General features: G+C 61.0%; 18 protein-coding genes and 1 tRNA gene. 7 read left to right on the top strand and 12 right to left on the bottom strand.

Annotation, left to right across the window (positions count from 1 at the left end):
• On the top strand, nt 1–1539 hold the full coding sequence (locus ACSV9I_RS05385) for a hypothetical protein (RefSeq protein WP_438327783.1): 1539 nt from the start codon (nt 1–3) through the stop codon (nt 1537–1539).
• Entirely contained in the window at nt 1485–1922 is a 438-nt protein-coding gene (locus ACSV9I_RS05380; RefSeq protein ID WP_438327782.1) for a GtrA family protein, read from the top strand. The genes ACSV9I_RS05385 and ACSV9I_RS05380 overlap by 55 nt, the downstream gene beginning before the upstream one ends.
• 65 nt (nt 1923–1987) lie before the next feature.
• Here ACSV9I_RS05380 and ACSV9I_RS05375 read toward each other — a convergent pair.
• Together ACSV9I_RS05375 and ACSV9I_RS05370 are read right to left on the bottom strand one after the other, a co-directional pair.
• Nucleotides 1988–2064 (bottom strand) — tRNA-His (locus tag ACSV9I_RS05375).
• Between the two features lie 140 nt (nt 2065–2204).
• Nucleotides 2205–2645: a phasin gene (locus ACSV9I_RS05370; RefSeq protein ID WP_054160078.1), complete on the bottom strand. Its 441-nt coding sequence runs from the start codon at nt 2643–2645 to the stop codon at nt 2205–2207.
• Between the two features lie 249 nt (nt 2646–2894).
• On the opposite strand from ACSV9I_RS05370, the gene ACSV9I_RS05365 reads away from it, so the two are divergent.
• On the top strand, nt 2895–6749 hold the full coding sequence (locus ACSV9I_RS05365; RefSeq protein ID WP_438327781.1) for an ATP-binding protein: 3855 nt from the start codon (nt 2895–2897) through the stop codon (nt 6747–6749).
• Here the strand turns inward: ACSV9I_RS05365 and ACSV9I_RS05360 are convergent.
• The gene (locus ACSV9I_RS05360) at nt 6715–6861 is read right to left on the bottom strand and encodes a hypothetical protein (RefSeq protein ID WP_438327780.1); all 147 of its coding nucleotides are present in this window, start codon (nt 6859–6861) and stop codon (nt 6715–6717) included. The genes ACSV9I_RS05365 and ACSV9I_RS05360 overlap by 35 nt on opposite strands.
• On the opposite strand from ACSV9I_RS05360, the gene ACSV9I_RS05355 reads away from it, so the two are divergent.
• Nucleotides 6860–7525 (top strand): LysE family translocator, encoded by a 666-nt coding sequence (locus tag ACSV9I_RS05355; RefSeq protein WP_438327779.1) that lies wholly within the window; start codon nt 6860–6862, stop codon nt 7523–7525. The genes ACSV9I_RS05360 and ACSV9I_RS05355 overlap by 2 nt on opposite strands.
• A 51-nt stretch (nt 7526–7576) precedes the next feature.
• On the opposite strand, the gene ACSV9I_RS05350 is transcribed toward ACSV9I_RS05355, so the two are convergent.
• Genes ACSV9I_RS05350 through ACSV9I_RS05340 form a run of 3 tightly spaced genes read right to left on the bottom strand, consistent with a single transcriptional unit; the run spans nt 7577 to nt 10824 of the window.
• Entirely contained in the window at nt 7577–8593 is a 1017-nt protein-coding gene (locus ACSV9I_RS05350; protein WP_438327778.1) for a sensor histidine kinase, read from the bottom strand.
• Nucleotides 8593–9291, bottom strand: a complete 699-nt coding sequence (locus ACSV9I_RS05345) for a response regulator (RefSeq protein ID WP_438327777.1) — start codon at nt 9289–9291, stop codon at nt 8593–8595. The genes ACSV9I_RS05350 and ACSV9I_RS05345 overlap by 1 nt, the downstream gene beginning before the upstream one ends.
• A gap of 51 nt (nt 9292–9342) precedes the next feature.
• Nucleotides 9343–10824 carry a DUF4153 domain-containing protein gene (locus tag ACSV9I_RS05340; protein ID WP_438327775.1) on the bottom strand — a complete coding sequence of 494 codons (1482 nt, stop codon included), beginning with the start codon at nt 10822–10824 and terminating at the stop codon, nt 9343–9345.
• 355 nt (nt 10825–11179) lie between these two features.
• Here ACSV9I_RS05340 and ACSV9I_RS05335 point away from each other — a divergent pair, with 355 nt between their 5' ends.
• Nucleotides 11180–12847: an ABC transporter permease gene (locus ACSV9I_RS05335; protein WP_438328517.1), complete on the top strand. Its 1668-nt coding sequence runs from the start codon at nt 11180–11182 to the stop codon at nt 12845–12847.
• A 242-nt stretch (nt 12848–13089) separates the two neighbouring features.
• Here the strand turns inward: ACSV9I_RS05335 and ACSV9I_RS05330 are convergent, their stop codons facing one another.
• Nucleotides 13090–14973: an acetoacetate--CoA ligase gene (locus ACSV9I_RS05330; protein ID WP_438328516.1), complete on the bottom strand. Its 1884-nt coding sequence runs from the start codon at nt 14971–14973 to the stop codon at nt 13090–13092.
• A gap of 315 nt (nt 14974–15288) precedes the next feature.
• On the opposite strand from ACSV9I_RS05330, the gene ACSV9I_RS05325 reads away from it, so the two are divergent.
• Together ACSV9I_RS05325 and ACSV9I_RS05320 are read left to right on the top strand one after the other, a co-directional pair.
• On the top strand, nt 15289–17103 hold the full coding sequence (locus ACSV9I_RS05325; protein WP_438327774.1) for an AsmA family protein: 1815 nt from the start codon (nt 15289–15291) through the stop codon (nt 17101–17103).
• A 78-nt stretch (nt 17104–17181) separates the two neighbouring features.
• Entirely contained in the window at nt 17182–17424 is a 243-nt protein-coding gene (locus ACSV9I_RS05320; protein ID WP_054160070.1) for a hypothetical protein, read from the top strand.
• A gap of 25 nt (nt 17425–17449) precedes the next feature.
• Here ACSV9I_RS05320 and ACSV9I_RS05315 read toward each other — a convergent pair whose 3' ends face one another.
• The 5 genes from ACSV9I_RS05315 to ACSV9I_RS05295 all read right to left on the bottom strand — a co-directional run bounded on the left by ACSV9I_RS05315 (nt 17450) and on the right by ACSV9I_RS05295 (nt 23107).
• Complete coding sequence (locus tag ACSV9I_RS05315; protein ID WP_438327773.1) at nt 17450–18271, bottom strand: ABC transporter permease; 822 nt, start codon at nt 18269–18271, stop codon at nt 17450–17452.
• A gap of 10 nt (nt 18272–18281) precedes the next feature.
• The gene (locus ACSV9I_RS05310; RefSeq protein WP_438327772.1) at nt 18282–19187 is read right to left on the bottom strand and encodes an ABC transporter permease subunit; all 906 of its coding nucleotides are present in this window, start codon (nt 19185–19187) and stop codon (nt 18282–18284) included.
• A gap of 10 nt (nt 19188–19197) precedes the next feature.
• Entirely contained in the window at nt 19198–20358 is a 1161-nt protein-coding gene (locus ACSV9I_RS05305; RefSeq protein ID WP_438327771.1) for an ABC transporter ATP-binding protein, read from the bottom strand.
• Between the two features lie 84 nt (nt 20359–20442).
• Entirely contained in the window at nt 20443–21543 is a 1101-nt protein-coding gene (locus ACSV9I_RS05300) for a polyamine ABC transporter substrate-binding protein (RefSeq protein ID WP_438327770.1), read from the bottom strand.
• Between the two features lie 136 nt (nt 21544–21679).
• Nucleotides 21680–23107 (bottom strand): helix-turn-helix domain-containing protein, encoded by a 1428-nt coding sequence (locus ACSV9I_RS05295; RefSeq protein ID WP_438327769.1) that lies wholly within the window; start codon nt 23105–23107, stop codon nt 21680–21682.
• Between the last annotated feature and the right edge of the window lie 61 nt (nt 23108–23168).

Here is a 23168-nt window from a genome sequence, read left to right as displayed (position 1 = left end):
ATGCCCAATACATTACAAGTTGACATTTTTTTGTTCACAAAGCACAAACTGCGCGTATTTACGTATATCTGTGCAACCCTAGGTATTTATCTTGCTTTTCATTCGCTCATTTCTTCAAACTTTCCTGGAGTTGAATGGGATGAGTCTGTCTATGCTTGTATCACCGAGAATCTTAATAAAGAATTTGAGCTTAAACACGTTGCTGATATTAGTCGCGAAGGACAATTCTATGGTTGGCATCCTCCCTTCTATTTTTATCTTTCGGGACTTCTAAGCCACGCCTTCGACAATCCGGATTTCCTTCTGCTGAACCGGAGCCTGAACAACTTCTGCATGGGACTGGCTATGGCTGTTTTTGCAGCCGGCCTGTACAGGTTCGGCAAGCTGTCACTGGCGACCGTGACGGTCGGCATGCTGTTCGCCTGCCTGGATCTGTGGAACCTCATTTCCGGCCGGATCGGCTGGTTCGAGAATGTGCAATTCGTGATCGTGGCACTGACCCAGCTGGCATTGATCGCCACGCTTCTCAGCGGCACCTACAAGGCTGCCGCACTTGCCGGCTTCCTCGCCGGCTGGGTGGTGATCTTCAAGCATATCGGCGCCTGGGAGATGATCCAGATCGGCCTCTTGTTCCTGCTGTTTGCTTCACGCCGCAAACAGTTCCTCGTCACCGGCCTGGTGACGGCGGTCGTTATTTTTCTCTACGGCCTCTTACAGCTCTATCGCGGCGGGGATGATTACATAAACCAGCAGCTGCACCACACGATGCGGGCGGTGGGCAAGACCAAGTCGCCTTCGGTCAATTTCGACTTGATGCAGGCGATCAATATCTTCATCGACGCCTACGGGGTCTTCTGGCCCAGCATTGCGGCCGCCCTGCTCGGGCTGGCGGTGGCAGGCTGCATTTATCTGCGCGCGGGCTTCGTCGTCTATCGCTGCAAGGCCGAGCACGTATTCCTGTCGAGCCGCCGCGACGTGGCGCAGCTGGTGCTTGCGACCTGGCTGCTTGGCGCCTTCATCAGCCTGCTGGCGATCAAGCTGCGCAATCCGCATTATTATTTCCTGATCTTCATTCCGGCGAGCTTCCTGGTCGGCGTTTTCCTCGCCAACCTCCTGCATGTCAGAAGATGGCGGCGCTTCGCGGCCGTGCTGATCGCAATCTTCATGATCGGCAACGTCACCAGCCTGACGCTTCGGCTGAACTGGGACGACAGCGTTCTGACGAATTTCTACAGGATCTATCACGACCGTCTGGCGGGCCGCATGGTCTTCACTGAAGAGCCACTCGCCTGCCTTGCGGGCGATATTGCCGGCTTTCGCGACGTTCGCCTATCCCAAAATCGCGACCTGAAGCTTTTGAACGGCAAGGATATCGGCGCCGTCGTCATGCTCAGCAGCCGATCCTACCAACCCCCGGTCAGCGCAGCCTGGCGTGAACGCCTGGCGCAGAAGTACCGGAAGATCTACGAGGACAAGGACTGGAAATGGAACATGGAAATCTGGATGCCGGCGCAGGCCGTCGTGCCCTTTCGGCGCTGAAAAGCGTGCTGGACAGGCAATGGGTGCGGTTTGCCATCGTAGGCACGACCTCGCTCGTCGTGCCGTTTGCGCTCTCTGCCTGGCTGAGACTTGCGACATCGCTTTCCGACCAGACGATCTTTGCGATCTCCTCGGTGATAGCAATCGAGCTCAACTATCTGCTCAACCACTTCTTCACCTGGCGCAAGACCGGCAGCCTGTCATCGCTCGCGGGCACCTGGATGCGCTTTCACATCACCAAGACCTTCACCTTCCTGATCGGACAGGTTCTGTTCTTCCTCGCCAATGCGCTGACCGGCCAGTTCTTCATCGCCTACGCATTGACGGTCCTGATGATGACCTTCGCCAACTTCGGCCTGCAGAAGCACTATATCTTCAAGTGATGGGAAAGAGACTTCCTCTCTCCTCGTCAGTCCCTGTGACATTCAGACTGACGAGGAGAGAGGAATGGTACGGTTGAGTGGGGTCGAACCACCGACCTCAGGTGCCACAAACCTGCGCTCTAACCAACTGAGCTACAACCGCACAAACACGCGTCTCGGACGCGTTGGGGTCACATACGAGCACTGGCTGAAATTTTCAAGCCCTTTTCTCGTCGTGACATGAAAAGGGTCGGGTACAAGACCCGACCCTTCAGACTTGGGAGGATTTCGACGGCGTGCCGTTCAGGCGACCTTGAAAGCGGACATCGCCTTTTCGGCAGCTTCCTTGCCAGGCTTGACGACGGTTTCGGCAACCTTCTTGGCGGTTTCCTGGATCGACTTGGCCTGTTCGATTGTCACTTCGGCCTGCTTGCGGATAAAGGCGGTCTGCAGCTCGACGAGTTCGGCAACAGACTTGACGCCGAGCAGGGCTTCCATGTGCGACAGCGACAGGTCGGCATTGGTGCGCAGCGCGTCAATGGCCTTCAGGCCAAGCTCGACTGTGCCGGCCTGAACCGTCTCGACGGTGGCTTCCACGGTCTTGGTGGCTTCCTCGGTCGCGGCCTTCATCTTGGCATAGGCTTCCTTCGACTGGACAGCGCCCTTTTCGGCGAAGTCACGGAAGCTTTCCTGCATCTTGGACGGGTCGAAGCTCGAGAACGAGAATACATCCTTGGTGTTCATGGCGCATTTCCTCATTGCTGACGGCCCTGTTTCGGACCCTTAGTTTCTGTGATGCTCCTTATATAGCACCGCTTATTGTGCATTGCAATATGATTGTGCGGTGCACAATAGCTAAAATTCGATGTGGGTAACCCGGCCGAATTAACCTTATCCATTGAAAGGCTAGGGGCTTTGTGGACCCCCGGGGCCTGTCTAGCTATTAAAAATCTGTTAATTTGGTTCGACTGCTCGGAAGCGACAGGTTTGGCAATGCCCGCTCAATACCCATTCATCGATGTGGCTGTGCATGACCTCATTCGCCCGCGCCTGGCGCGGGGCGAAGCGCTTGTGCTGTTTGCGAGTTCGCTGTCACGCGTGGTCTGGTGCAATGGCGCAGGCGCTCGCTTCTTCGGCCAGAGCTCGATTTACGACTTCCTCGAGGAAGGCCCGAACCGCAACGACCTCAGCTTCCGCCAGATCGAGGCGGCAGCGAGACCACTGTCGAAGACCGGCGACAGCCGTGGCCTGATGCTGCGCGTCAATGCCGGCTTCCGCACTGTGCCGGTGCAGGCGACAGTCGAGCGCGTCGATCTTCGCGGCGAACCGCTCATCCTTCTCGCCCTGCCGGCGGCCGGGCCGCTCGGCTCCGTCTCGACCCGGGCGCGCGAGCTCATGGCCGGCTTCGACGATCCCGACACCCATATGGCCGTGATCGACGGCGACGGCGCCATCATCGCAGCCTCGCCCGATTTCGCCACACTGCAGATCACCGACGAGACCATGCGCATGCTGATCGGCCTTGTTGCCGCAGACCAGCAGCGCCTGGTCAAGCGCCCCATCCCGACAGGCCGCGGTCATCTGCCGGCGGCAATCGGCAAGCTCTCGGATGATCCGGCGATCCATCTGCTCTTCACCGTCGACACCCATGGTGACGGCGCGGCGACCGCACCGGTGACCACCCCGCTTGATGCAAACCTGTCGCCGGCAATAACGCCTCTTGAGGTTGCTGAGTTGGCCAACAACGATCTGCCGGGCGACGAGATTGCCTCGCTGGCTACCGGGTCGGAGCAACAGCCAGTCCCCCCCCCCGATGACAGTGTCATGGACGCCCTTGGTGCGATCGAGGAGATTGACGAAATCGAGCCGCAGGATGACGGCGAAGAGGCGTTTGCCCAGGCAACCGAGACGGCGGACCTTGACCTGCCGTCGCCCGAAGAGCTTGACGCCGGCGCGTTCTGGACTGTCGAGGAAGGCGCTGCCGAAGACGACGAGGGCGCAGACACGCAAAGCGCTTCTGCCGAGACGCCCGATATGGCGGAACCGGATGCCGAGGCCAAGACACCTGTCGCCATCGCAGAGGCCGCACCGGTGGAGCGCCCCGTCGCTGCGACCGCTCGCTCCGTCAATACCGCTGGAGTTGTCGGGGACGACTTCGTCTTCGAACGCGACCGGCGCGCCATTCGCTTCGTTTGGAAGATCGACGAAAGCGGGCGCTTCAGCGACGTATCCCCGGAATTTGCCCAGGCGGTTGGTCCGCATGCCTCCGATATCAATGGCGTGGCCTTCTCCGATCTCGCTGCTCTTTTCAGCCTCGATCCCGATGGCAAGATCGGCGAACTTCTGAAAAAGCGCGACACCTGGTCCGGCAAAACAATCTACTGGCCGGTGCAGGGCACCAGCCTGATGGTACCGGTCGATCTGGCTGCCCTGCCAACCTACACCCGCAATCGCGACTTCGACGGTTTCCGGGGCTTTGGGATTGTGCGTGTGGCCGATGCCGTGGAAGACCCAACGGCGACTGGTCTCACCTTCGTGCAGACGGCGTCCGGCGCTGAGGACGACGAAGCCGCGCTCGACGACTTCCTGGCAGACCTGTCAAAGGATGAGCGCCATGCACCGGAAGAAGTGACCGCCGAAGAAGAAGAGGAAGCTGCAGAGGCGCTGGACCGGCTCTGGAGTGTCGAGGCAGATGACGATGAAGACGATGAGCAGGCCGATGAGGGCCTGAGCGCAGCGAAGCCGACGGATGAGGATCGCTCGTCCGACGTCGCCGATCTCGATACGGCTGAGGATCAGACCTCGACTGCGCCGGACGAAGAGGACAGCTCAACATCGGACGAGGACATGCGCTTCGAGCCGCCAGTCCTGCGCATCATGGAAACGCGGGCTGAGCCGGCTTTCGACAAGGTCGTGAAGCTGGAAGAACGCCGACGGGGCAAGGACGCGCTTTCACCCGGTGAACAGGCGGCTTTCCGTGAGATCGCCCGCAAGCTCGATCCGATCGGCCTTCGTGCCCATGTCGAGGAATCGCTCTCGCCGAGCCCGGCCGAGCCCCCTGCCCTGCGCGGTCACAAGGATGCCGGCATCGCGCCCGTGACCGAGCGTTCGCCTCTGCCTGTGTCGGAACCGGATCTCGCAAACGAGGCTGAAGCAGAGACTGAGACTGAGACTGAGGTTGGCGAAGATACACGCGACACAGTCCGGGCCATGTCGGCCGAGGCAACGTCTATCGACGCCCCCGACGTGGCGGAAGACGCCGCTATGGCAGCTGACGCGCCACCGATGGAGCACGACGTCGGCCTGCTGCCTGCAAGACGCGAGCGCAGCCTGACTGCCGATGTCGTTGACCTGATGCCCGTGCCTCTGCTGGTGCATGTTGGCGACCGGCTGATCCACGCCAATCCGGAATTCTTCTCGCTGACGGGCTACACATCGCTGGCCGATCTTGAGGCCGCAGGTGGTCTCGATGCCCTGATCGCTCGGCAGGATCTCGACGAGCCGGGTGACGGGGCTGGCGCCATGACGGCGATCCGGGCCGATGGCACCGTGGTGCCGGTCAGCGCACGCCTTCAATCCGTGCGCTTCGACGAGGCAAGCGCCCTGATGCTGGCGCTGATTGCCCAGTCGGCAGCAAACCCGGACACGCCCCGCGCAGCCGCCCCGATACAGCCTGCCGCACAGACAACGATACCGGCATCCGCACAGCCGGGCGAAGTCGCGCGTCTGAAGGTGGAAGTGGAAGAACTACGGGCCATTCTTGAAACGGCGACCGACGGCGTGGTGATCCTCGATTCCGACGGCGACATCCGCTCGATGAACCGGGCGGCCAGTGCGCTTTTCAATTTCGATGACATGGAAACCCGAGGCAAACCCTTTGTGATGCTGTTTGCCCATGAAAGCCAGAAGTCGATCCTCGACTATCTGAGCGGCCTGTCCGGCCATGGCGTGGCAAGCGTGTTGAATGACGGCCGCGAAGTGATCGGCCGCGAGGCCTCTGGCGGCTTCCTTCCGCTTTTCATGACGATCGGCACGCTGAACTCGTCGAACGGCTACTGTGCCGTGATCCGCGATATCACCCAGTGGAAGCGGACCGAGGACGAATTGCGCAACGCCAAGCGCGCAGCGGAAACGGCCAATGCGCACAAGACCGATTTCCTTGCACGCGTCAGCCACGAAATCCGCACGCCGCTGAATGCGATCATCGGCTTTGCCGACATGATGGCCAATGAACATTTCGGTCCCGTCGGGCATCCGCGTTACGGCGAATATGCGCATGACATCGTGCGATCCGGCCGGCACGTGCTCGACATCGTCAACGACCTTCTCGACATCTCGAAGATCGAGGCGGGCGAGATGGAGCTCGATTTTTCCTCCGTCGGGCTGAATGAGACCGTGCAGGCTGCCGTCTCGATCGTCCAGCCGCAGGCCAATAGCCAGCGCGTGATCATCCGGACCGCGCTGTCGCAGGCCGTGCCCAGCGTGGTGGCGGATGATCGCTCGATCAAGCAGATCGTGCTCAACATCCTGGCGAATGCCATCCGTTTCACCCCGTCTGGCGGGCAGATCATCGTATCCACCGCCTATGAGCCGAATGGGAACGTGGTGCTGCGGATCAGGGACACGGGCATCGGCATGTCGCGCGGGGAGCTGGAACAGGCGATGAAGCCCTTCCGCCAGGTCTCGACCGGCACGCCGCGCAATCGGGGTGATGGCACCGGCCTCGGACTGCCGCTGACCAAGGCGATGGTGGATGCGAACCGGGCGCAGTTTGCGATCTCTTCAACGCCGAATGAGGGCACGCTGGTGGAAATCACCTTCCCTTCACCCCGGGTGCTGGCGGACTGACATATCCGCCTGCATCGACAGCGCGAACCTTGCGAGGCTGCACCGACTTCTGGTAGAGTTCGATTGCGGTCAGCACCCGACCGTAGCCCTGATCCACGCGGGAGACGCTCATGACATCCTTCGCAATTCTTGGCGCAATCCTTTTTGCCATCGGTATCGGCGCCATGAGCCCGGGGCCGAGCTTTGTTCTCGTTTCCCGGATTTCCGTGGCCCATTCCCGCCTGCACGGCATTGCGACAGCCATCGGCATGGGACTTGGCGGCGCGCTATTCGCGGTTCTGGCGCTGGCGGGGCTGGTCGCACTCCTCCAGCAGGTCGACTGGCTCTATCTCGCGCTGAAATGCGCTGGGGGACTTTATCTGGTCTATCTCGGCATCGTCATCTGGCGCGGTGCAAGCGAGCCGCTGGCAATGGCCACCAACGGGGCGACTGACGCGGTAAACGAAGGATCAGGCAAGCAGCTCTCGCCACTCCGAGCCATGCTGGTGGCTTTTGCAACGCAGATCAGCAATCCGAAGACGGCGGTGGTCTATGCCAGCATCTTTGCAGCGCTCATGCCACAAGCACCGCCAACCGCCGTGCTCATCGCGCTACCGCCACTCGTCTTCGTCGTGGAAGCCGGCTGGTATCTGATCGTGGCGCTCGCCTTCTCCGCCCATCGCTCGCAGCGGGCCTATCTGAAATGGAAGGTGTGGGTGGACCGGCTGGCCGGGGCTGTGATCGGCGCGCTCGGCATTCGGCTGATTGGTGAGAGCATCACTGCTTTTCGCCGGTAAGGCGGGCAGAGCCTGCTTCTCATCGGAAGAGATGGCCAGGGTTGAGGCGGCTTAAGCGACGCGGCGGATCCGGATCTCGAATGCGGCACCGCGCGTGCCAGCTTTCGTCAGGCGGATATCCGAGCGATGGGCCGCGAGCAGCGCTTCGACGATCCTGAGCCCCATGCCGGTTCCACCGTCATCCGCTCTCGTCGTGAAAAAGGGCCGAAAGATCGCCTGTTCGATCTCGGGTAGAATGCCCGTACCGTTGTCGGTGACCAAGATCGAGAGGTGATCCGGCGTCTCCAGCACGGTCACATCCAGCTGCGTTGCCCCGTGCTGAAGCGCGTTTTCGGCGAGATTGACGAAGGCGATGGTGGCAGCCTCCAGCGGAAGAGCAATGAGCTGGTCCGTTTCCCCAACGGACCTGACGACGAGTTCGGGAAACCGGGCTTCGAGAACGGCGACGATCTGAGACAGTGTTGTCGATCCAGCCGCAATCGGCGTTTCCGCATGAGCCAGGTCTCGAAGGCGCACCAGAAGCCGGTCAAGCCGGCGGGCGTCAGCCATGATGTTGTCGAGGAAGAGACGCCGCTGGGCAGGCGTCATTGGCGCCTCGTCTGTCTCGGCCTCACGCAGCAGTTCTGCGGCACCGGCAATCGCGGTCAGCGGAGACTTCAGCTCATGCGAAACATGGGCGGCGAAGGTGCGGACATAATCCGTGCGCTCCACCAGATCACCGGCAAGATCAAAGAAGCTTTGAGCGAGCGCGGCGACCTCCCGCGTGCCGTAGCTGTCGAGCGGCATGATGGCATCACGACCATCCGAGGCGATCTCCTGCGTGCGGCGGACCAGCGCATCGAGTGGCGCCTTGATGGCCCGGACGAGCACGAAGCCGACAACCAGGGTCAAAAGCACGACCGATACGAGAGCGCCGATCTCGGCCGGGGCCACCGGTCTGAGATCCAGCGTTGCCGGCCGAAACCAGATGAGCAGCAGCACAGGCACTGTCATGACCGTGATCAGGACCGAATAGATGACGAGCGCAAGAGGGGGGCGCCATTTCGCGCGAATGTCGAGGCGGGGCATCAGGCGTCTCCCTTCACCGCCTCGAAGCGAAAGCCGACACCATGGACGGTGGCGACGACAGGAACCTGGGCGACCTCGGCGAACTTGGCCCTGATGTTGCGGATATGGCTGTCGATGGTGCGGTCAGCGACATGTATTCCGACGCCATAAGCCGCCTGCATCAGGTGTTCGCGGGTGAAGACCATGGTCGGTCGGGCCATCAGCGCTTCCAGTATGGCAAACTCCATGGCAGTCAGCGCAATCGGCGTTCCCGCCATGGAGACGGACCGGCCTTCGCGGTCCAGCGTTACCGAACCAACCGTCAGGACGACGCTGCGCTCCGGTGCGAGGGGGCCAGCGCCACTGCGCTTCAGGATGGCGCGGATGCGGGCCACCAGTTCGCGCGGGCTGAATGGCTTGGTGACATAGTCGTCACCACCCATTTCGAGACCGAGGATGCGGTCGATTTCCTCGTCACGGGCGGACAGGAAGAGGATCGGCAGGGCGGAGGTCTTGCGGATCTCGCGGCAGACCTCAAGCCCGTCGATATCAGGTAGGCCGATATCCAGAACGGCGAGATCGATCTTGCCGCGCCGAAAGGCGGTCACGGCCTCGCCGCCGGTGCGGGCGACGACCGGATGCATGCCTGCCCGCTCGATGGCAAAGCAGATGACATCGCGGATATGCGGCTCGTCATCGACCACGAGTATCTGCTGCATCGTGCCTGTGTCTCCCCCTCGACAACCTGTCGTTCATCCCATGATTGCCTTCTATTCGACGCTGGTGCGGGCGGCGAGATATTTTTCCAACCGGTGCATGCGCCATGTCCAGTTGCGCAGATCCCGCGGTCGACGATCGACCCTTGAGAACAGGTAGCTGCGCTGCTGCTTCAGACGAGCGAACAGGATGAGGTCACGAGACTCCGCCCCTGGCGTGTCCAGATAGGCGTCGATTGCGGGCAAGGCAGTGGGTCCCAGTGAAGTGAGATAGTCAATGTCGAGCGGTTCGCCATTGCCATCCACTTCGCGGGCATGGGTCAGGTTGTAGCTGGCGACATAGGCCGGGATGTCGGTGACCGCGATGGCATAAAACAGAACGAGCAGGCTTGCGGCATTTGTGGCGAGCAGCCAGGCATTGGTCTTGCGCAGGAAGATCTTCAGGATGATCAGGCCAAGGCCGACCGCCACAAGCAGCATCCATAGGCCAGCCGCCACCCGCATCCGGGTCAGCGAAAAGGCTTCGACATAAAGGTCGAGGCGCAGAATGGCCGACAGGCAGAGCAGGATGTTCTGAGCGATCCACAGATAGACGAGCCGGCGAATGAGGTCGGCACGGGGCCCGCTTGCATCTTGGCGCAGGGCGAGGAGAACGAAAAGGCCTGCTAGCAAGGCGGTGACGATCAGCGGATGAGATCCGCGATGGGCGTATTCCGCATGGCTCATGCCTTCCGGCAATTCCACCCCGCCCCAGAGATAGGTGACGTCAAGGACTGTCTGCACCGCGAACAGCAGATTGAACAGGATCAGAGCGCGCAGCAGGGAGGGTTCGTTGAACAGTCTCGACTGTGCCTGCCCCTCCGCTTCGTTCTGCTTTTTCCGGCAGCAACGCGCAAGGCGCGGCCGGAGCAGGATCCAGATCGGACCTGCCATCATGCTCCAGAACAGAATGCGCTCAGTGTCGAACAGCGCCAGCAGAGCATCAAGACTGATCGAGGCCAGGGCCTTCTCGATCAGCGGATTGGCGCTGGCAAAGAGGAGGACAAAGATCAGGGTGAATATGAGGGGCATGATCCAGAGGCGCAGTTCGCGACCAAACCCGTTCCGGTAGACCGAGTCCGGCCGCGGCAGCGTCACCCGACCGATCCCTCGGAGGAAACGCGCCGGCACCTTGAGCAAGACCCTTGCGGCAACGGCCGGGATGGCCGAGGGCGCGTTCGGCAGCAGGTCTGATGTCGACAGAGACAAGAGCAGAAGACCGACGGCGGCGACGCTTACTGCCTGCCAGGAGGGTGTTTCGATGAGGGGCGCGATGGCCCCAAGCACGAGGAGTGCCAGGATCACCGTCTCCTTGCGCAGCCCGCGCCGGGCCGCCAGGAGAAGGCAAAGACCAACCGTCAGGAACCAGAGAAAGACATTCAGCCCGTCCTGCTGGTCGAAAAGCAGGATATCCGAGGCGGTAACGGCAAAGACAAGGGCGATCAACACCGGCCGTTTAAATGACAGATGTTTCGAAGCTGGGGCATGCGTCAGCATGGTGCAATCCTTCCCTTCTGAAGCGACGAGACAAGACGCAGCGGCGGACGCTGCGGTTCTGGTCGGTCTGTTGGCGACAGGATCTCCTCGGTGATCCACCAACCGTCCTTGAGGAGGCTGTGCGGCAGTGCGGGAGCGGTGACGGGAGATGGGGTGTGTGGCTGGGTCATGAGGGAAACCTGCACCTGCGGCTTGCAGATTTTGTGCAGACCACCAGCATGTTTTCAGGAATCTGCCAGTCGGCTCAATCCGCCGCTTATGAACCGCGACAGACGGCGCGGTTTGCATCCTCCTCGGTTTCCGCTAGAGGAAGGTCAAACCAGCCTTCGCAAGGACCGAAAGCTTGCTGACAGACATGCGTTCGGGCGTAGCGCCCGCGATCAAACCGGCGCGCCGCAAGACGGCGCATGCAACGCGTCTGGCGCTTGTCGCCGCGGCCATCGTCTTCATGCCAATCGCGGCGATCTTCGTCATCGGCATGACCGCCGACCCAGAGAACTGGCAGCATGTGCTGTTGAACGTCATCCCGAGAGCCGGCCTCAGAACCCTCTGGCTGCTTGTATTCACCGGGATCGCCACCGCCATCTTCGGTATCGGCACGGCCTGGCTGGTCGCATCCTGCGACTTTCCGCTGCGGCGGCTGCTCTCGCCCGCACTCGTTCTGCCGCTGGCCATCCCATCCTATCTGGCAGCCTATGCCTTCGGTGAATTCTTCGATTTCACCGGGCCTTTGCAGACGGCTTATCGGGCATTGTTCGGCTTCCGCTCGGCGCGGGACTACAGTTTCTTCGACATCCGCTCGCTGTCAGGCGCGGTGCTGGTGATGTCGGCTGTCCTCTATCCTTACGTCTATCTCGCCTGTCGCTCGATGTTCCTGATGCAAGGACGCGCCGCAGCCGATGTTGCGCGGACACTGGGTGCCGGTCCCTTGCGGGTCTTTGCCCGCATTCAGGTGCCGATGGCGCGGCCGGCGATCATGATTGGCCTGACGCTGGTCATGATGGAGACGCTGAACGATATTGGGGCCGTCGAATATCTCGGCGTGCAGACGCTAACCTTCTCGATCTACGACACCTGGCTCAATCGCGGCAGTCTGGCCGGTGCGGCCCAGATCGCCTGCTTCATGCTGGCCATCGTCGTTCTGCTGTTGATGGTCGAACGCCATGCGCGCAAGCGACAGCGGTTTGCCAGCCACAAGACCACGGCCATGGTTGCCAATACCGTGCGGCTGAAGCTGACCGGCCTCAAGGGGATATTGGCCGCGACCTTTTGCATCTTCCCTATCCTCGTCGGCTTCTTCATCCCGGTCCTGGTGCTCGGTGGCTTTGCGCTGCGAAGGCTCGACGATTTTCTTGAGCCGCGGCTTCTCGACGCCTTGTGGCATTCGACGCTGGTGGCGGGTGCGGCTGCAGTCATCACCGTGGTCATCGGTTTCGTGCTGACCTATGCGGTGCGCACCGACCGATCGCGGATTGCCGTCGCCGCCAGCCGGATCGCCTCGCTCGGATATGGCATTCCGGGCACCGTGCTCGGCATTGGCGTGCTGATTCCGCTTGCGAGCCTCGACAATGCTGTCGACGGCCTTCTGCGCCAGACACTTGGCATGTCGAGCGGGCTCTTGCTCTCCGGCACTGGCTTTGCCATCGTTTATGCCTATTCCGTGCGGTTTCTGACTATGGCGGAAGGCACGCTCGATGCCGGCTTCCAGAAGCTCTCACCGCATCTCGACATGGCGGCGCGGACGCTCGGACGCACGGGACCGCAAACCTTGCGGCAAATCCTGTTGCCCAATCTGAAGCCTGCCGTTCTGACGGCTGGACTTCTCGTCTTCATCGAGGCGTTGAAGGAGTTGCCAGCAACGATTCTGCTCCGGCCGTTCAATTTCAACACCCTGGCGACGCTTGTCTATGAAGATGCCTCGCGCGGCATGCCGCAGAGTGCGTCTGTCGCGGCGATCATCATCATCTTCGCCGGACTTATTCCGGTTATCCTTGTGTCGAGATCGCTCGACGAACAGGGCTGACCGGCGGTCAAAAGAACAAAAAAAGGGCGGCTTTCGCCGCCCCGTAATTTCATGCTGTCGAACCAAGAAGTGGACCTGGAGAGCGTTTGGCGTTCTGCGACACCGTCCTGACACTCCGGCACCCTGTAGTTGCGCCCAAGATGCCGTAGGTTTATTAACAGAAGCTTACCGGAATGTGATCCATATCACCCCAGATTTGAGGTATTGGCGCTCAAACCGATCAACTCCGACACACGATCGCGTCAGCGGCGCAAAGCGTCCAGATCCGCATAGAGGTCCAGCGCCTCGGGATTGGCGAGAGCTTCCTTGTTTTTCACGGGACGACCATGGACAACCTCGCGCACGGCAAGCTCGACGATCTTGCCGGATTTCGTCCGAGGGATATCGGCCACCTGGATGATCTTCGCCGGTACATGTCGCGGCGAGGCGCCGGTGCGGATCTTCGTCTTGATCTTAGCCTCAAGGTTCGCGTCGAGCGTCACGCCCTCAGCGAGCCGGACGAAAAGGATGACCCGGACATCGTCGTCGAAATCCTGGCCGATGCAGATCGATTCCACCACCTCGTCGAGCTGCTCGACCTGATTGTAGATTTCTGCAGTGCCGATGCGCACGCCGCCCGGATTGAGGGTGGCATCCGACCGACCATGGATGACAAGGCCCCCATGCTCCGTCCATTCGGCAAAGTCACCATGGCACCAGACATCGTCGAAACGTTCGAAATAGGCAGCGCGATATTTAGCACCATCGGGATCATTCCAAAACATGACCGGCATTGACGGGAAGGCCCGGGTGCAGACCAGTTCGCCTTTTTCGCCTCGGACGGGTTTTCCGTCATCGTCCCAGACATCGACAGCAAGCCCGAGCCCAGGCCCCTGAATCTCTCCCGGCCAGACGGGCTTGAGCGGATTGCCGAGCACAAAGCAGGAGACGATGTCCGTTCCGCCGGAAATCGAGGCAAGCTGGATATCGTCCTTGATACCCTCGTAGACGAAAGTGAAACCTTCGGGAGACAGGGGCGATCCGGTCGAGGTCATCAGCCTGAGCTTGGTGAGGTCATGGCTCGCCTTCGGTACAAAGCCGCCCTTGCGCACGGCGTCGATGTATTTCGCCGAGGTGCCGAAAATCGCAAAGCCCTCATCGCGGGCAAAGTCAAAGAGGACATTGCCATCCGGATAGAAGGGCGAGCCATCATAGAGGCAGAGCGTGGCGCCGCAGGCAAGGCCGGAAACGAGCCAGTTCCACATCATCCAGCCGCAAGTGGTGAAGTAGAACAGCCGTTCGCCGGCAGTCAGGCCACAATGCAGCCGCTGCTCCTTCAGATGCTGCAGGAGTGTGCCGCCGGCCGAATGCACGATGCACTTCGGAATTCCGGTCGTGCCCGAGGAAAACAGGATGTAGATCGGGTGGGAGAAGGGCAGCCGCTCGTAGACGATGTCCTTGACCGAGTAGTCGGAAACGAACTGGTCGAGGCTTCGGCCATTTGCCAGTCGCGACAGCAGTGCGTTTGTATCGCCCGCATAGGGAATGACGAGGACGGGGACCCCGAGTTCTTCCGAAACCGTCACCACCTTGTCGGCCACGTCCTGACGCTTGCCGTTGTACCAGTAGCCGTCACAGGTGATGAATAGACTGGGTTCGATCTGGCCGAAGCGATCAAGTACACCCTTGTCGCCGAAATCCGGGGAGCAGGACGACCAGATGGCGCCGAGCGAGGTCGCGGCCAGCATGAGGGCAATGGTCTCGGGCATATTGGGCATCATCGCTGCGATACGGTCGCCGCGACCGATGCCCATGGCCTGCATGGCCTGCTGCAGCCGCGAGACCATGGCGCTCAAGCGCTGCCAGGACCACCGGTCTGAGACCTTGTTCTCGCCGCGAAAGATCAGCGCGTCACCTTCGCCTGCATGGGCAAGCAGGTTTTCGGCGAAGTTCAGGCGGGCTTCCGGAAAGAAGCGGGCCTCGAGCATGGTGCCATGGTCTTCGAGCAACCGGCTGCCTTTTTCGCCAACGACACCGCAATAATCCCAGATGGCGGACCAGAAGGCCTCGCGCGCATCAACAGACCAGTGATGAAAAGCCTCATAGTCCGCTGAAGGTGCTCCGCGTTCCGCTACGCACCATTGCATGAAGTGCGTAAGCGGCTGAGCTTCCTTGAAGGCATCCGTCGGGGTCCAGAGCGGGGTCTGTCCGGTCATGTGCATCTCCTCCATCCACCCGTGATATGGCAATACCGCACTGCGATAGAATGCGATCCGCTTCCTCGGCGCAAGGGCGACGTTTGCCCCATCCGGACATTTCGTGTAGTGGCGGATCGAGTTGCGGCGAGAGACCGCGCCCGGGGCCAGACCCAGGCCTTATCTCCTGCAAGGGGACCATGCATGGTAGCAAGACGCCGAAAGGGCAGAGCGCGGAACGGCCGCACGAGACTGCGGGGACGCAGATTGCTGCGCCTCGTGCTTGTGCTTGCCACGATCGGCCTTGTCAGCTTCATCGCCTTGCGCGTTGCAGCCCCTTACATGATCTCCAGCACCGTCGTGCGCAGCGCGCTTGCATCTTCGATCTCGCGCTGGACGGGTCATGATGTCTTCATCTCGTCGATCTCCGAGGTCGGCTTCTGGCCCGAACCGCAAGTGACGCTGGTTGGCGTCACGGTGAGCCGTGGCACTGGCTCCGGCCGGCAGGTGCTTGGTGAGATCGATGCACTCGAGGCAAGCTTCAGCTTCTTCTCGGCGTTGAGCGGCCAGCCGGACTTTACCGAATTCCGCTTTCAGCGTCCCCGTATCCGCATCGAACGCAATGCCGAGGGGCGGCTCGACTGGACGAACGAGGGTCTGCTGAGCGAAGCGGTTCGCGCCGTCAAGCCGTCCGCCGATGGGGGGCAGGCACTTCCCGATTCCAACGATGCCAGGGTTGGCACCGTCGATGTCACCGATGGCGAGGTGACGATCGTCGACTTGCGCGACGGAACTGAAACCGTGCTCAGTGCGGTCAATGCCACGCTCGAATGGCCAAGGCTTGCAACGCCCCTTTCCGGGGCGGCATCAATGACACTGCGGGGGCAGGACCTGAACCTCGACTTTGACAGCCCTGCTCCCCTGCTGCTGATCAAGGGCGACGAAGCCCCGGTACGACTCCAGGCAAGCCTTGCAGCCGCCTCTCTGAAACTCGACGGCGCGATGAGCCTGTCCGGCGGCCTCTCAGGGCAGAATTCGGTGCAGATCGACGTCAGCGATGTTTCTGCACTTGCCCGTGTTCTCGGCATGCGGCTTGCCGGAACGGAAGGCTGGAACCGCTTCAGTCTGACGGCGACCATTCAGGAGGATGCCGGAGAATGGCGCTTCGAGACACTGGGTTTTCGCGTCAATGACAGCGAGGGTACAGGACTCATTGCCATGCAGCCGGTTGCCAATGGTCGCTCGCGACTGAGCGGCACGCTGGCAATCGACGACCTTGAACTGGACGACCTGCTGGAAGCACTCGCGGTGCCGATCGGGGATGCTGTCGTCGTGCGGCTGCCGAGCATCCTGCGCTGGCTTGATCTCGACATCCGGATTTCCGCCGCGCGAGCGACCTTTGCACCCTTCACCCTCGCCGATGTCGGGGCGAGCCTGATCGGGCGCGAGGACGAGATCGCTCTGGTTATCGGCGATGCGCGGCTGTTAGGCGGGACGCTGAGTGCGCGGATCAATGCCCGACCCGGTGCGGACGATGCGGGTGGCAATCTGGTGCTGATGATCGACGATGCGCGGTTCGGCGAGCTGTTTGAGGGGTTGGGCCTCACCGGCCCCTACCCGACCGGCACCGGTTCCATAGACCTGCATCTCACCCTGCCGCCCGGCGACTGGCGCCGCAAACCTGACGCGATTTCCGGCAAGCTTCGGATGTCCGCGACCGACGGCACGCTGCGCCATTTCGATGCCGACGGCTTACGCAGACTGGCTACCGATCGCGCCTATTTCCAACTTGATACGGCCGGCGACGGCGGGCTCGATTTCGACCGGCTCGATTTAACCGCACGAATTGCCAATGGCGTGGCGGAATTGGATGAGGCGCAGTTGTCTGGACAGGATGAGAACCTGCAGCTTTCCGGCATCGTTCCGCTCGGACCGCTGGCACTGGCGTTGACGGGTGAACTCACCGCCGTCGCCAGCCCATCAGAGGCGCTGACTGCACCCTTGCGCTTCTTCATCGGCGGAACCATCCAGACCCCTGTGATATCCCCGATCCAGGCGCCGAAGCCTGCTGCCGGGCCGTGAAGATCGCTCTGTTTTCGAGGATGTCGGGCGCGACATAACACGCTAATATGACACCGAATCGGCGCGTCTGGAGGGGGAATGCAGACGTTCATTGCAGCAGTGTTGAAGATGGCGCTGGCATCGCTCCTGGCCGGCATGTTCGTCGGCTTTTTCGGCATAACACCGCGCACCGTGCTTGAGGGAGCCGGACTGACCGCGCAAGACCTGCATGACGGTCTGGTTGCCACCTTTGCCTGGGCTGCCCCGCGCATGCTGATGGGGGCGATCATTATCCTGCCAGCCTGGTTTCTCACCTATATGCTGATGCCGCCGCGGGGTTGACCCGCGGCTTATCTCATTGAAGCGCTCAACTCAGTGTGCCGCGCGCCGCGACATGCTCGTCACGCTGGCGCTGCAATTCCCGCTGCTTGGTGCCGATCGAGGCGATAATCACACCGATCGTGACGATGCCGATGAGGATGGTGCAGACTGCATTGATCTCCGGCGTCACGCCAAGGCGCACCTGCGAATAGATCTTGATCGGCAGGGTCGTCGCACCTGGACCGGTGGCAAAGCTCGCAATGACCAGATCGTCGAGCGACAGCGTGAAAGCGAGCATCCAGCCGGAGATAACCGCAGGCAAGATGAGCGGCAGGGTGATCTTGAAGAACGTCTTCAGCGGCGGGCAGCCCAGGTCATGGGCGGCCTCCTCAAGGCTCGTGTCGAAGGTCAGGAGACGCGACTGCACGACGATCGCCACATAACACATGGTGAAGGTCGTATGAGCGATCACGACCGTCATCAGGCCGCGGTCAATGCCGACGGCGACGAAAAGCAACAGAAGCGACAGGCCGGTGATGACTTCCGGCATGACCAGCGGCGCATAGACCATGCCGGAAAACAGCAGACGGCCGGGGAAGCGTCGATAGCGCACCAGGGTGAGTGCGGCCAGCGTGCCGAGAATGGTGCCGAGGCTGGCGCTCAACAGCCCGACCTGCAGCGTCACCCAGGCCGCGCTCATCAGCCCTTCGTTGCGCCACATCTCGCCATACCATTTGAGCGAAAAGCCGCCCCAAACCGTGACCAGCTTCGATTCGTTGAACGAGTAAACGACGAGGATCAGGATCGGGATGTAGAGGAAGGCAAAGCCCAGGGTGAGGATGGTACCGTCGAATTTACCGGGTCTCATGATCGCCTCCTCACACTTTCTGCTGCTGGTTCTGGAAGATCGCGATGGGCACGACCAGGATCAGCAGAAGCAAGACGGCGACGGCTGAGGCGAGCGGCCAGTCACGATTGCCGAAGAACTCCGTCCACAATGTCTTGCCGATCATCAGCGTGTTCGAACCGCCGAGCAGATCGGGAATGACAAATTCGCCGGTGATCGGAATGAAGCAGATCATCGAGCCGGCAATGACCCCGGGCAGCGAGAGCGGGAAGGTGATTTTCCAGAACGCCTTCCAGGGCGGGCAACCGAGATCGCTTGCCGCTTCAAGCAGCGTTCCGTCCATCTTTTCGAGAGCAGAATAGAGAGGAAGGACCATGAAGGGCAGATAGGAATAGACGATACCGATGAAGACGGCGATTTCGGTGCGGTAGATCTGCACCTGGTTTCCCTCGTCCATGAGGCCGAGCGAGTGCAGGAGCACGGTGAGCAGGCCTTCAGGCTTCAGGATGCCGATCCAGGCATAGACGCGGATCAGGAAGGAGGTCCAGAAGGGCAGGATGACCAGCATGACCAGTGTGGGCCGCACCGAGACGGAGGCCCGCGCCATGGCAAGCGCCATCGGATAGCCGATCAGAAGCAACAGCAGCGTTGAAATGGAGGCGATGCGCAGCGAGGACAGATAGGCGTTTACGTAAAGCGGGTCGTCGGTGAGAAAGAGGTAGTTCTCGAAATCCAGCTGCGACAGGAAATCGCCGATCGCCGCGAACCCTTCGAAGACAGGGGTGTAGGGCGGCATCGCGATCGCCGTGTCTGACAGCGAGATCTTCAGAATAATCAGGAAGGGCACCACAAAGAAAAGCGCCATCCACATGTAGGGGATGAGGACCACCAGCCAGCGTGCCGGGCCGGATTGCGTCGCTGCGACAGGTTCGGCCATGCGTTCCTCCTCAGCGGGTCAGGACCAGACCGGCATCCGCCGGCCAGGACAGCCAGACCATGTCACCAAAGGTGATCGGCCTGTCGACGAGACGCGATACATTGGCCTGGGCGGCCCGGAACATGCGCCCGTCATCAAGACGGACGATGAAGACCGAGAAGTCGCCGAGATAGCCGATGTCCCAGACCTCGCCATGCAGCATGTTGATTGTCGCGGTATCGGTCGCTGGCGGGGTTGTGGCAATCCGTACCTTTTCCGGCCGGATGGCGAAGGCGACGCTGTCACCCTTCACCGCTTCACAAGCCTGGTCGACATGGATCTTTACACCGTCGCTGTCGATATGGACCAGTTCGCTGGTGCCATGGGCTTCCTTGCCCTCGACCTTCGCCTCGAGAATATTGATGTCGCCGATGAAATCCGCAACGTAGCGCGAGTTCGGCGCCTCGTAGATTTCGGCTGGCGTTGCCACCTGAACCAGAATGCCCTTGTCCATCACCGCGATGCGGTCGGACACGGTCATTGCCTCTTCCTGGTCATGCGTGACGATGAGGAAGGTCAGGCCAAGCTTGGTCTGGATGTCCATCAGCTCGAACTGGGTTTCCTCGCGCAGCTTGCGGTCAAGTGCGCCAAGCGGCTCATCGAGCAAGAGGACCTTGGGGCGTTTTGCGAGCGAGCGGGCAAGCGCCACGCGCTGGCGCTGGCCGCCGGACAACTGGTTGGGTTTGCGCTTGGCGAACTGTTCCAGCTTCACCAGCTTGAGCATTTCCTGAACACGGGCTTCGATGTCGCCCTTGGGCAAATTGTCCTGCTCAAGACCAAAGGCGATGTTCTTCTCGACCGTCATATGCGGGAAGAGCGCATAGGACTGGAACATCATATTGGTCGGGCGCTTGTAGGGCGGCACGCCGGAAAGGTCCTGCCCCTGCAGAAGGATGCGACCCGAGGTCGGCTCCTCGAAGCCGGCCAGCATGCGCATCAGCGTGGTCTTGCCGCAGCCGGAGGGCCCGAGCAGCGAGAAAAATTCGCGCTCATAGATATCGAGCGTCAGATTGTCGACCGCAATGAAATCGCCGAAACGCTTGGTCACGTTCTCGAAGCGGATGAAAGGCGCCGCCTCCGCATCGGTCCAAGGTGAAAATTTGCGTTTAACAGGCCCCAGTGTCTTCGCCATTCGCAGATCCAGCCGTTCTCTGACTTACCCCAAGCATGAAGAAAAACGCCGGACGCTTGAGGCGCCCGGCGTGTGTGTCGACCGTTAGCTACCGGTCTTGATGGTTGTCCAGACCCGGTTCAGGACGCGCTGTTCGCGCGGGCCATAAGGCGAGATGGTGAAGAGCTTGGACATGACATCCTCCGGCGGATAAACGCCCGGATTGTCACGCACTGCAGCGTCGAGGAGCTTCTGCGAGGCAAGGTTGCCATTGGCATACTGTACATAGTTGGATGCCTTGGCGATGACGTCCGGGCGCATCAGGTAGTTGATGAATTCATGCGCTTCCGCGACATTCTTGGCATCTGCCGGGATCGCCAGGTTGTCGAACCACATGTAGGTGCCTTCTTTGGGGATCACGTATTGGATCTCGACACCGTTCTTGGCTTCTTCCGCACGCGCCTTGGCCTGCAGAATATCGCCGGACCAGCCGATGGTCACGCAGATATCACCATTGGCGAGGTCATCGATATAGGCCGAGGAATTGAAGGTGCGGACGAAGGGGCGGATCTTCGAGTAGACTTCGCCGCCAGCTTCGAGGTCCGCCGTTTCCTTGCTGTCCGGATCCTTGCCAACATAATTCATGGCGATCGCGAAGGTTTCGTCCGAGGCATCAAGGATGTTGATGCCGCAGCCTTTCAACTTTTCAGCGTTTTCCGGCTTGAAGATCGCATCCCAGCTATCGACGGCGACATCGGCGCCGAGCGCTTCCTTCACCTTGGCTACATTATAACCAATGCCGGTCGTGCCCCACATGTAGTTGATGGCATATTCGTTGCCGGGATCGTATTTCGCCAGGCGTTCGGAAACCATCGGCCAGAGATTGGCCATGTTGGTCAGCTTTGACTTGTCGAGCTTCTGGAAGACGCCGGCCTGAATCTGGCGGGCGAGAAAGGGAGCGGTCGGCACGACGACGTCATAACCCGAACCACCGGCCAAGAGCTTGGTCTCCAGCAGCTCGTTGGAATCGAAGACGTCATAGACGACCTTGATGCCGGTTTCCTTGGTGAAGTCAGCCAACACGGTCTCATCGATATAGTCGGACCAATTGTAGACATGGACGACGCGTTCCTGCGCCTGAACGGCCGATGCGATGAAGATCGTGGCCAGCGCCACGGACGCTGTGCGGATGAATTGAGCCTTCATTTTTTCTCCTGTTCCAGCCAGAGAGCGGAGAGCCCCCGGAGCCATTCCCTTTGTTTTTTAAGAGACTAGAAAGGAATTGGACGGGCGACAAGCGAAATTCTTCGCAGTCGCAAAGGCTTTATTAGGAGCTTCTTCCTCACTGAAAATCGAAAGCCGAGAGCCCAGTGACCATCTCGTCGAGGCCGAGTGGTCGGGTGAGCGGTGGCTCGGCGCGGGCGAGGCAGCCAGAGCGCTCGCAGAGGCGACAGGCAGGACCGATAGCGACGGGCGGAACGCTGCGGGCGGGCAAGGCGGCAGCATAGGCTACATCGTCACGAGCAGCGGCATCGCAGCCGACCAGGATGGCCGTGCGCCGGATGCGCTCGCCGAAACTGGCCTGCGGGCCCTCGAGCGTGCGTGACAGGGTAAGGAATCCTGTGCCATCCGGCATTTCGACCAACTCGACCAGAACCTGGCCGGGTTGGGCAAAGGCGGCATGGACATTGAGCTTGGGACAGCCGCCACCGAACTTCGCCTGTGGGAACCCCTGCGCTCCCGCCCGTCGGAAGCGGTTTCCGGCATTATCGATCTCCATCATGAAGAAGGGCACGCCCAAAGCACCCGGACGCTGCAGCATGGTGAGCCTGTTGGCTGCCTGCTCGAAGGAGACATTGAAGCGGGCGCGCAGCACATCGACATCATAACGCGCCCGGGTCGCAGCAGCGAGAAACGCACCATAGGGCATCATCAAGGCGTGCGCTGCGTAACGGGCAAGCTCGAAACGCCCGATACGGCGCGCCTCGCCCGAGGAGAGGCCGAGGGCCTCCAGTTCCGCCTGAACATCCTCGCCAAGCGCCAGAAGGGCCACTTCCATGGCGATCTCGCGCAGCTGGTCGAAGGGCGAGAGGCGCTCCGACAGGAAGAGGCGCATGGAATGGCGATCGTAGCGGCGGCGAAGCGACGGCATGGTCTGGACCGGCAGCGCTCGCACGACGATGCCGTGGGTCGTGCGCAGCCAGGTTTTCAGCGCAACGGCGAGATCGTCGCCGGCAGCAAGTCCCAGTCCGGCGTGAAAGGTCTCTGCCGCCTCATCCAGCCGGGCGAAATAGTTCGGTCTGCGCTCGAAGGCCTCCCGGACTTCATCAATCGGTAGCCGTGCGCCCGATAGCGACGTCTCATGGCCCTCGCGGGCGAGAAGATCGGCGAGATCGGAGAGGCGCGCTGCCTGCTCGCGATAGGCGCGGTAGAGTTTGACGATGCCGCTTGCGGCATTGGGGGCGGCTTCCGCCACCTCGATCAGTTCCTGATCGCCCGGCAGCTCACCGGACAGAAGCGGATCGGCGAAGACCTCGCGCAATTGGCTCGTTGAGCCACCTGCCTCACCCTGCAACTCGTCGAGATCGACCTTGTAGACGGAGGCAAGCTTGAGGAGGAGCTGGACCGTCAGCGGGCGCTGATTGCGCTCGATCAGATTGAGATAGGAGGGCGAGATGTCCAGCGCCTCGGCCATGGCCGTCTGGGTGAGGCCAAGACCGTTGCGAATGCGCCGGACCCGGGGGCCGGCAAAGATCTTGCGCTCCGCCATTTTACAGATCCTTACAAGATCAGATCGTCTTTCCGATCCGAACAAATTTACAGTCTTTACA

Origin of the sequence: Rhizobium sp. G187 (assembly GCF_051549525.1) — a bacterium.
Taxonomy (GTDB): domain Bacteria; phylum Pseudomonadota; class Alphaproteobacteria; order Rhizobiales; family Rhizobiaceae; genus Allorhizobium.
Note: the sequence above shows the minus strand (reverse complement) of the source record. Positions and strands in the feature narration are given on the sequence as shown.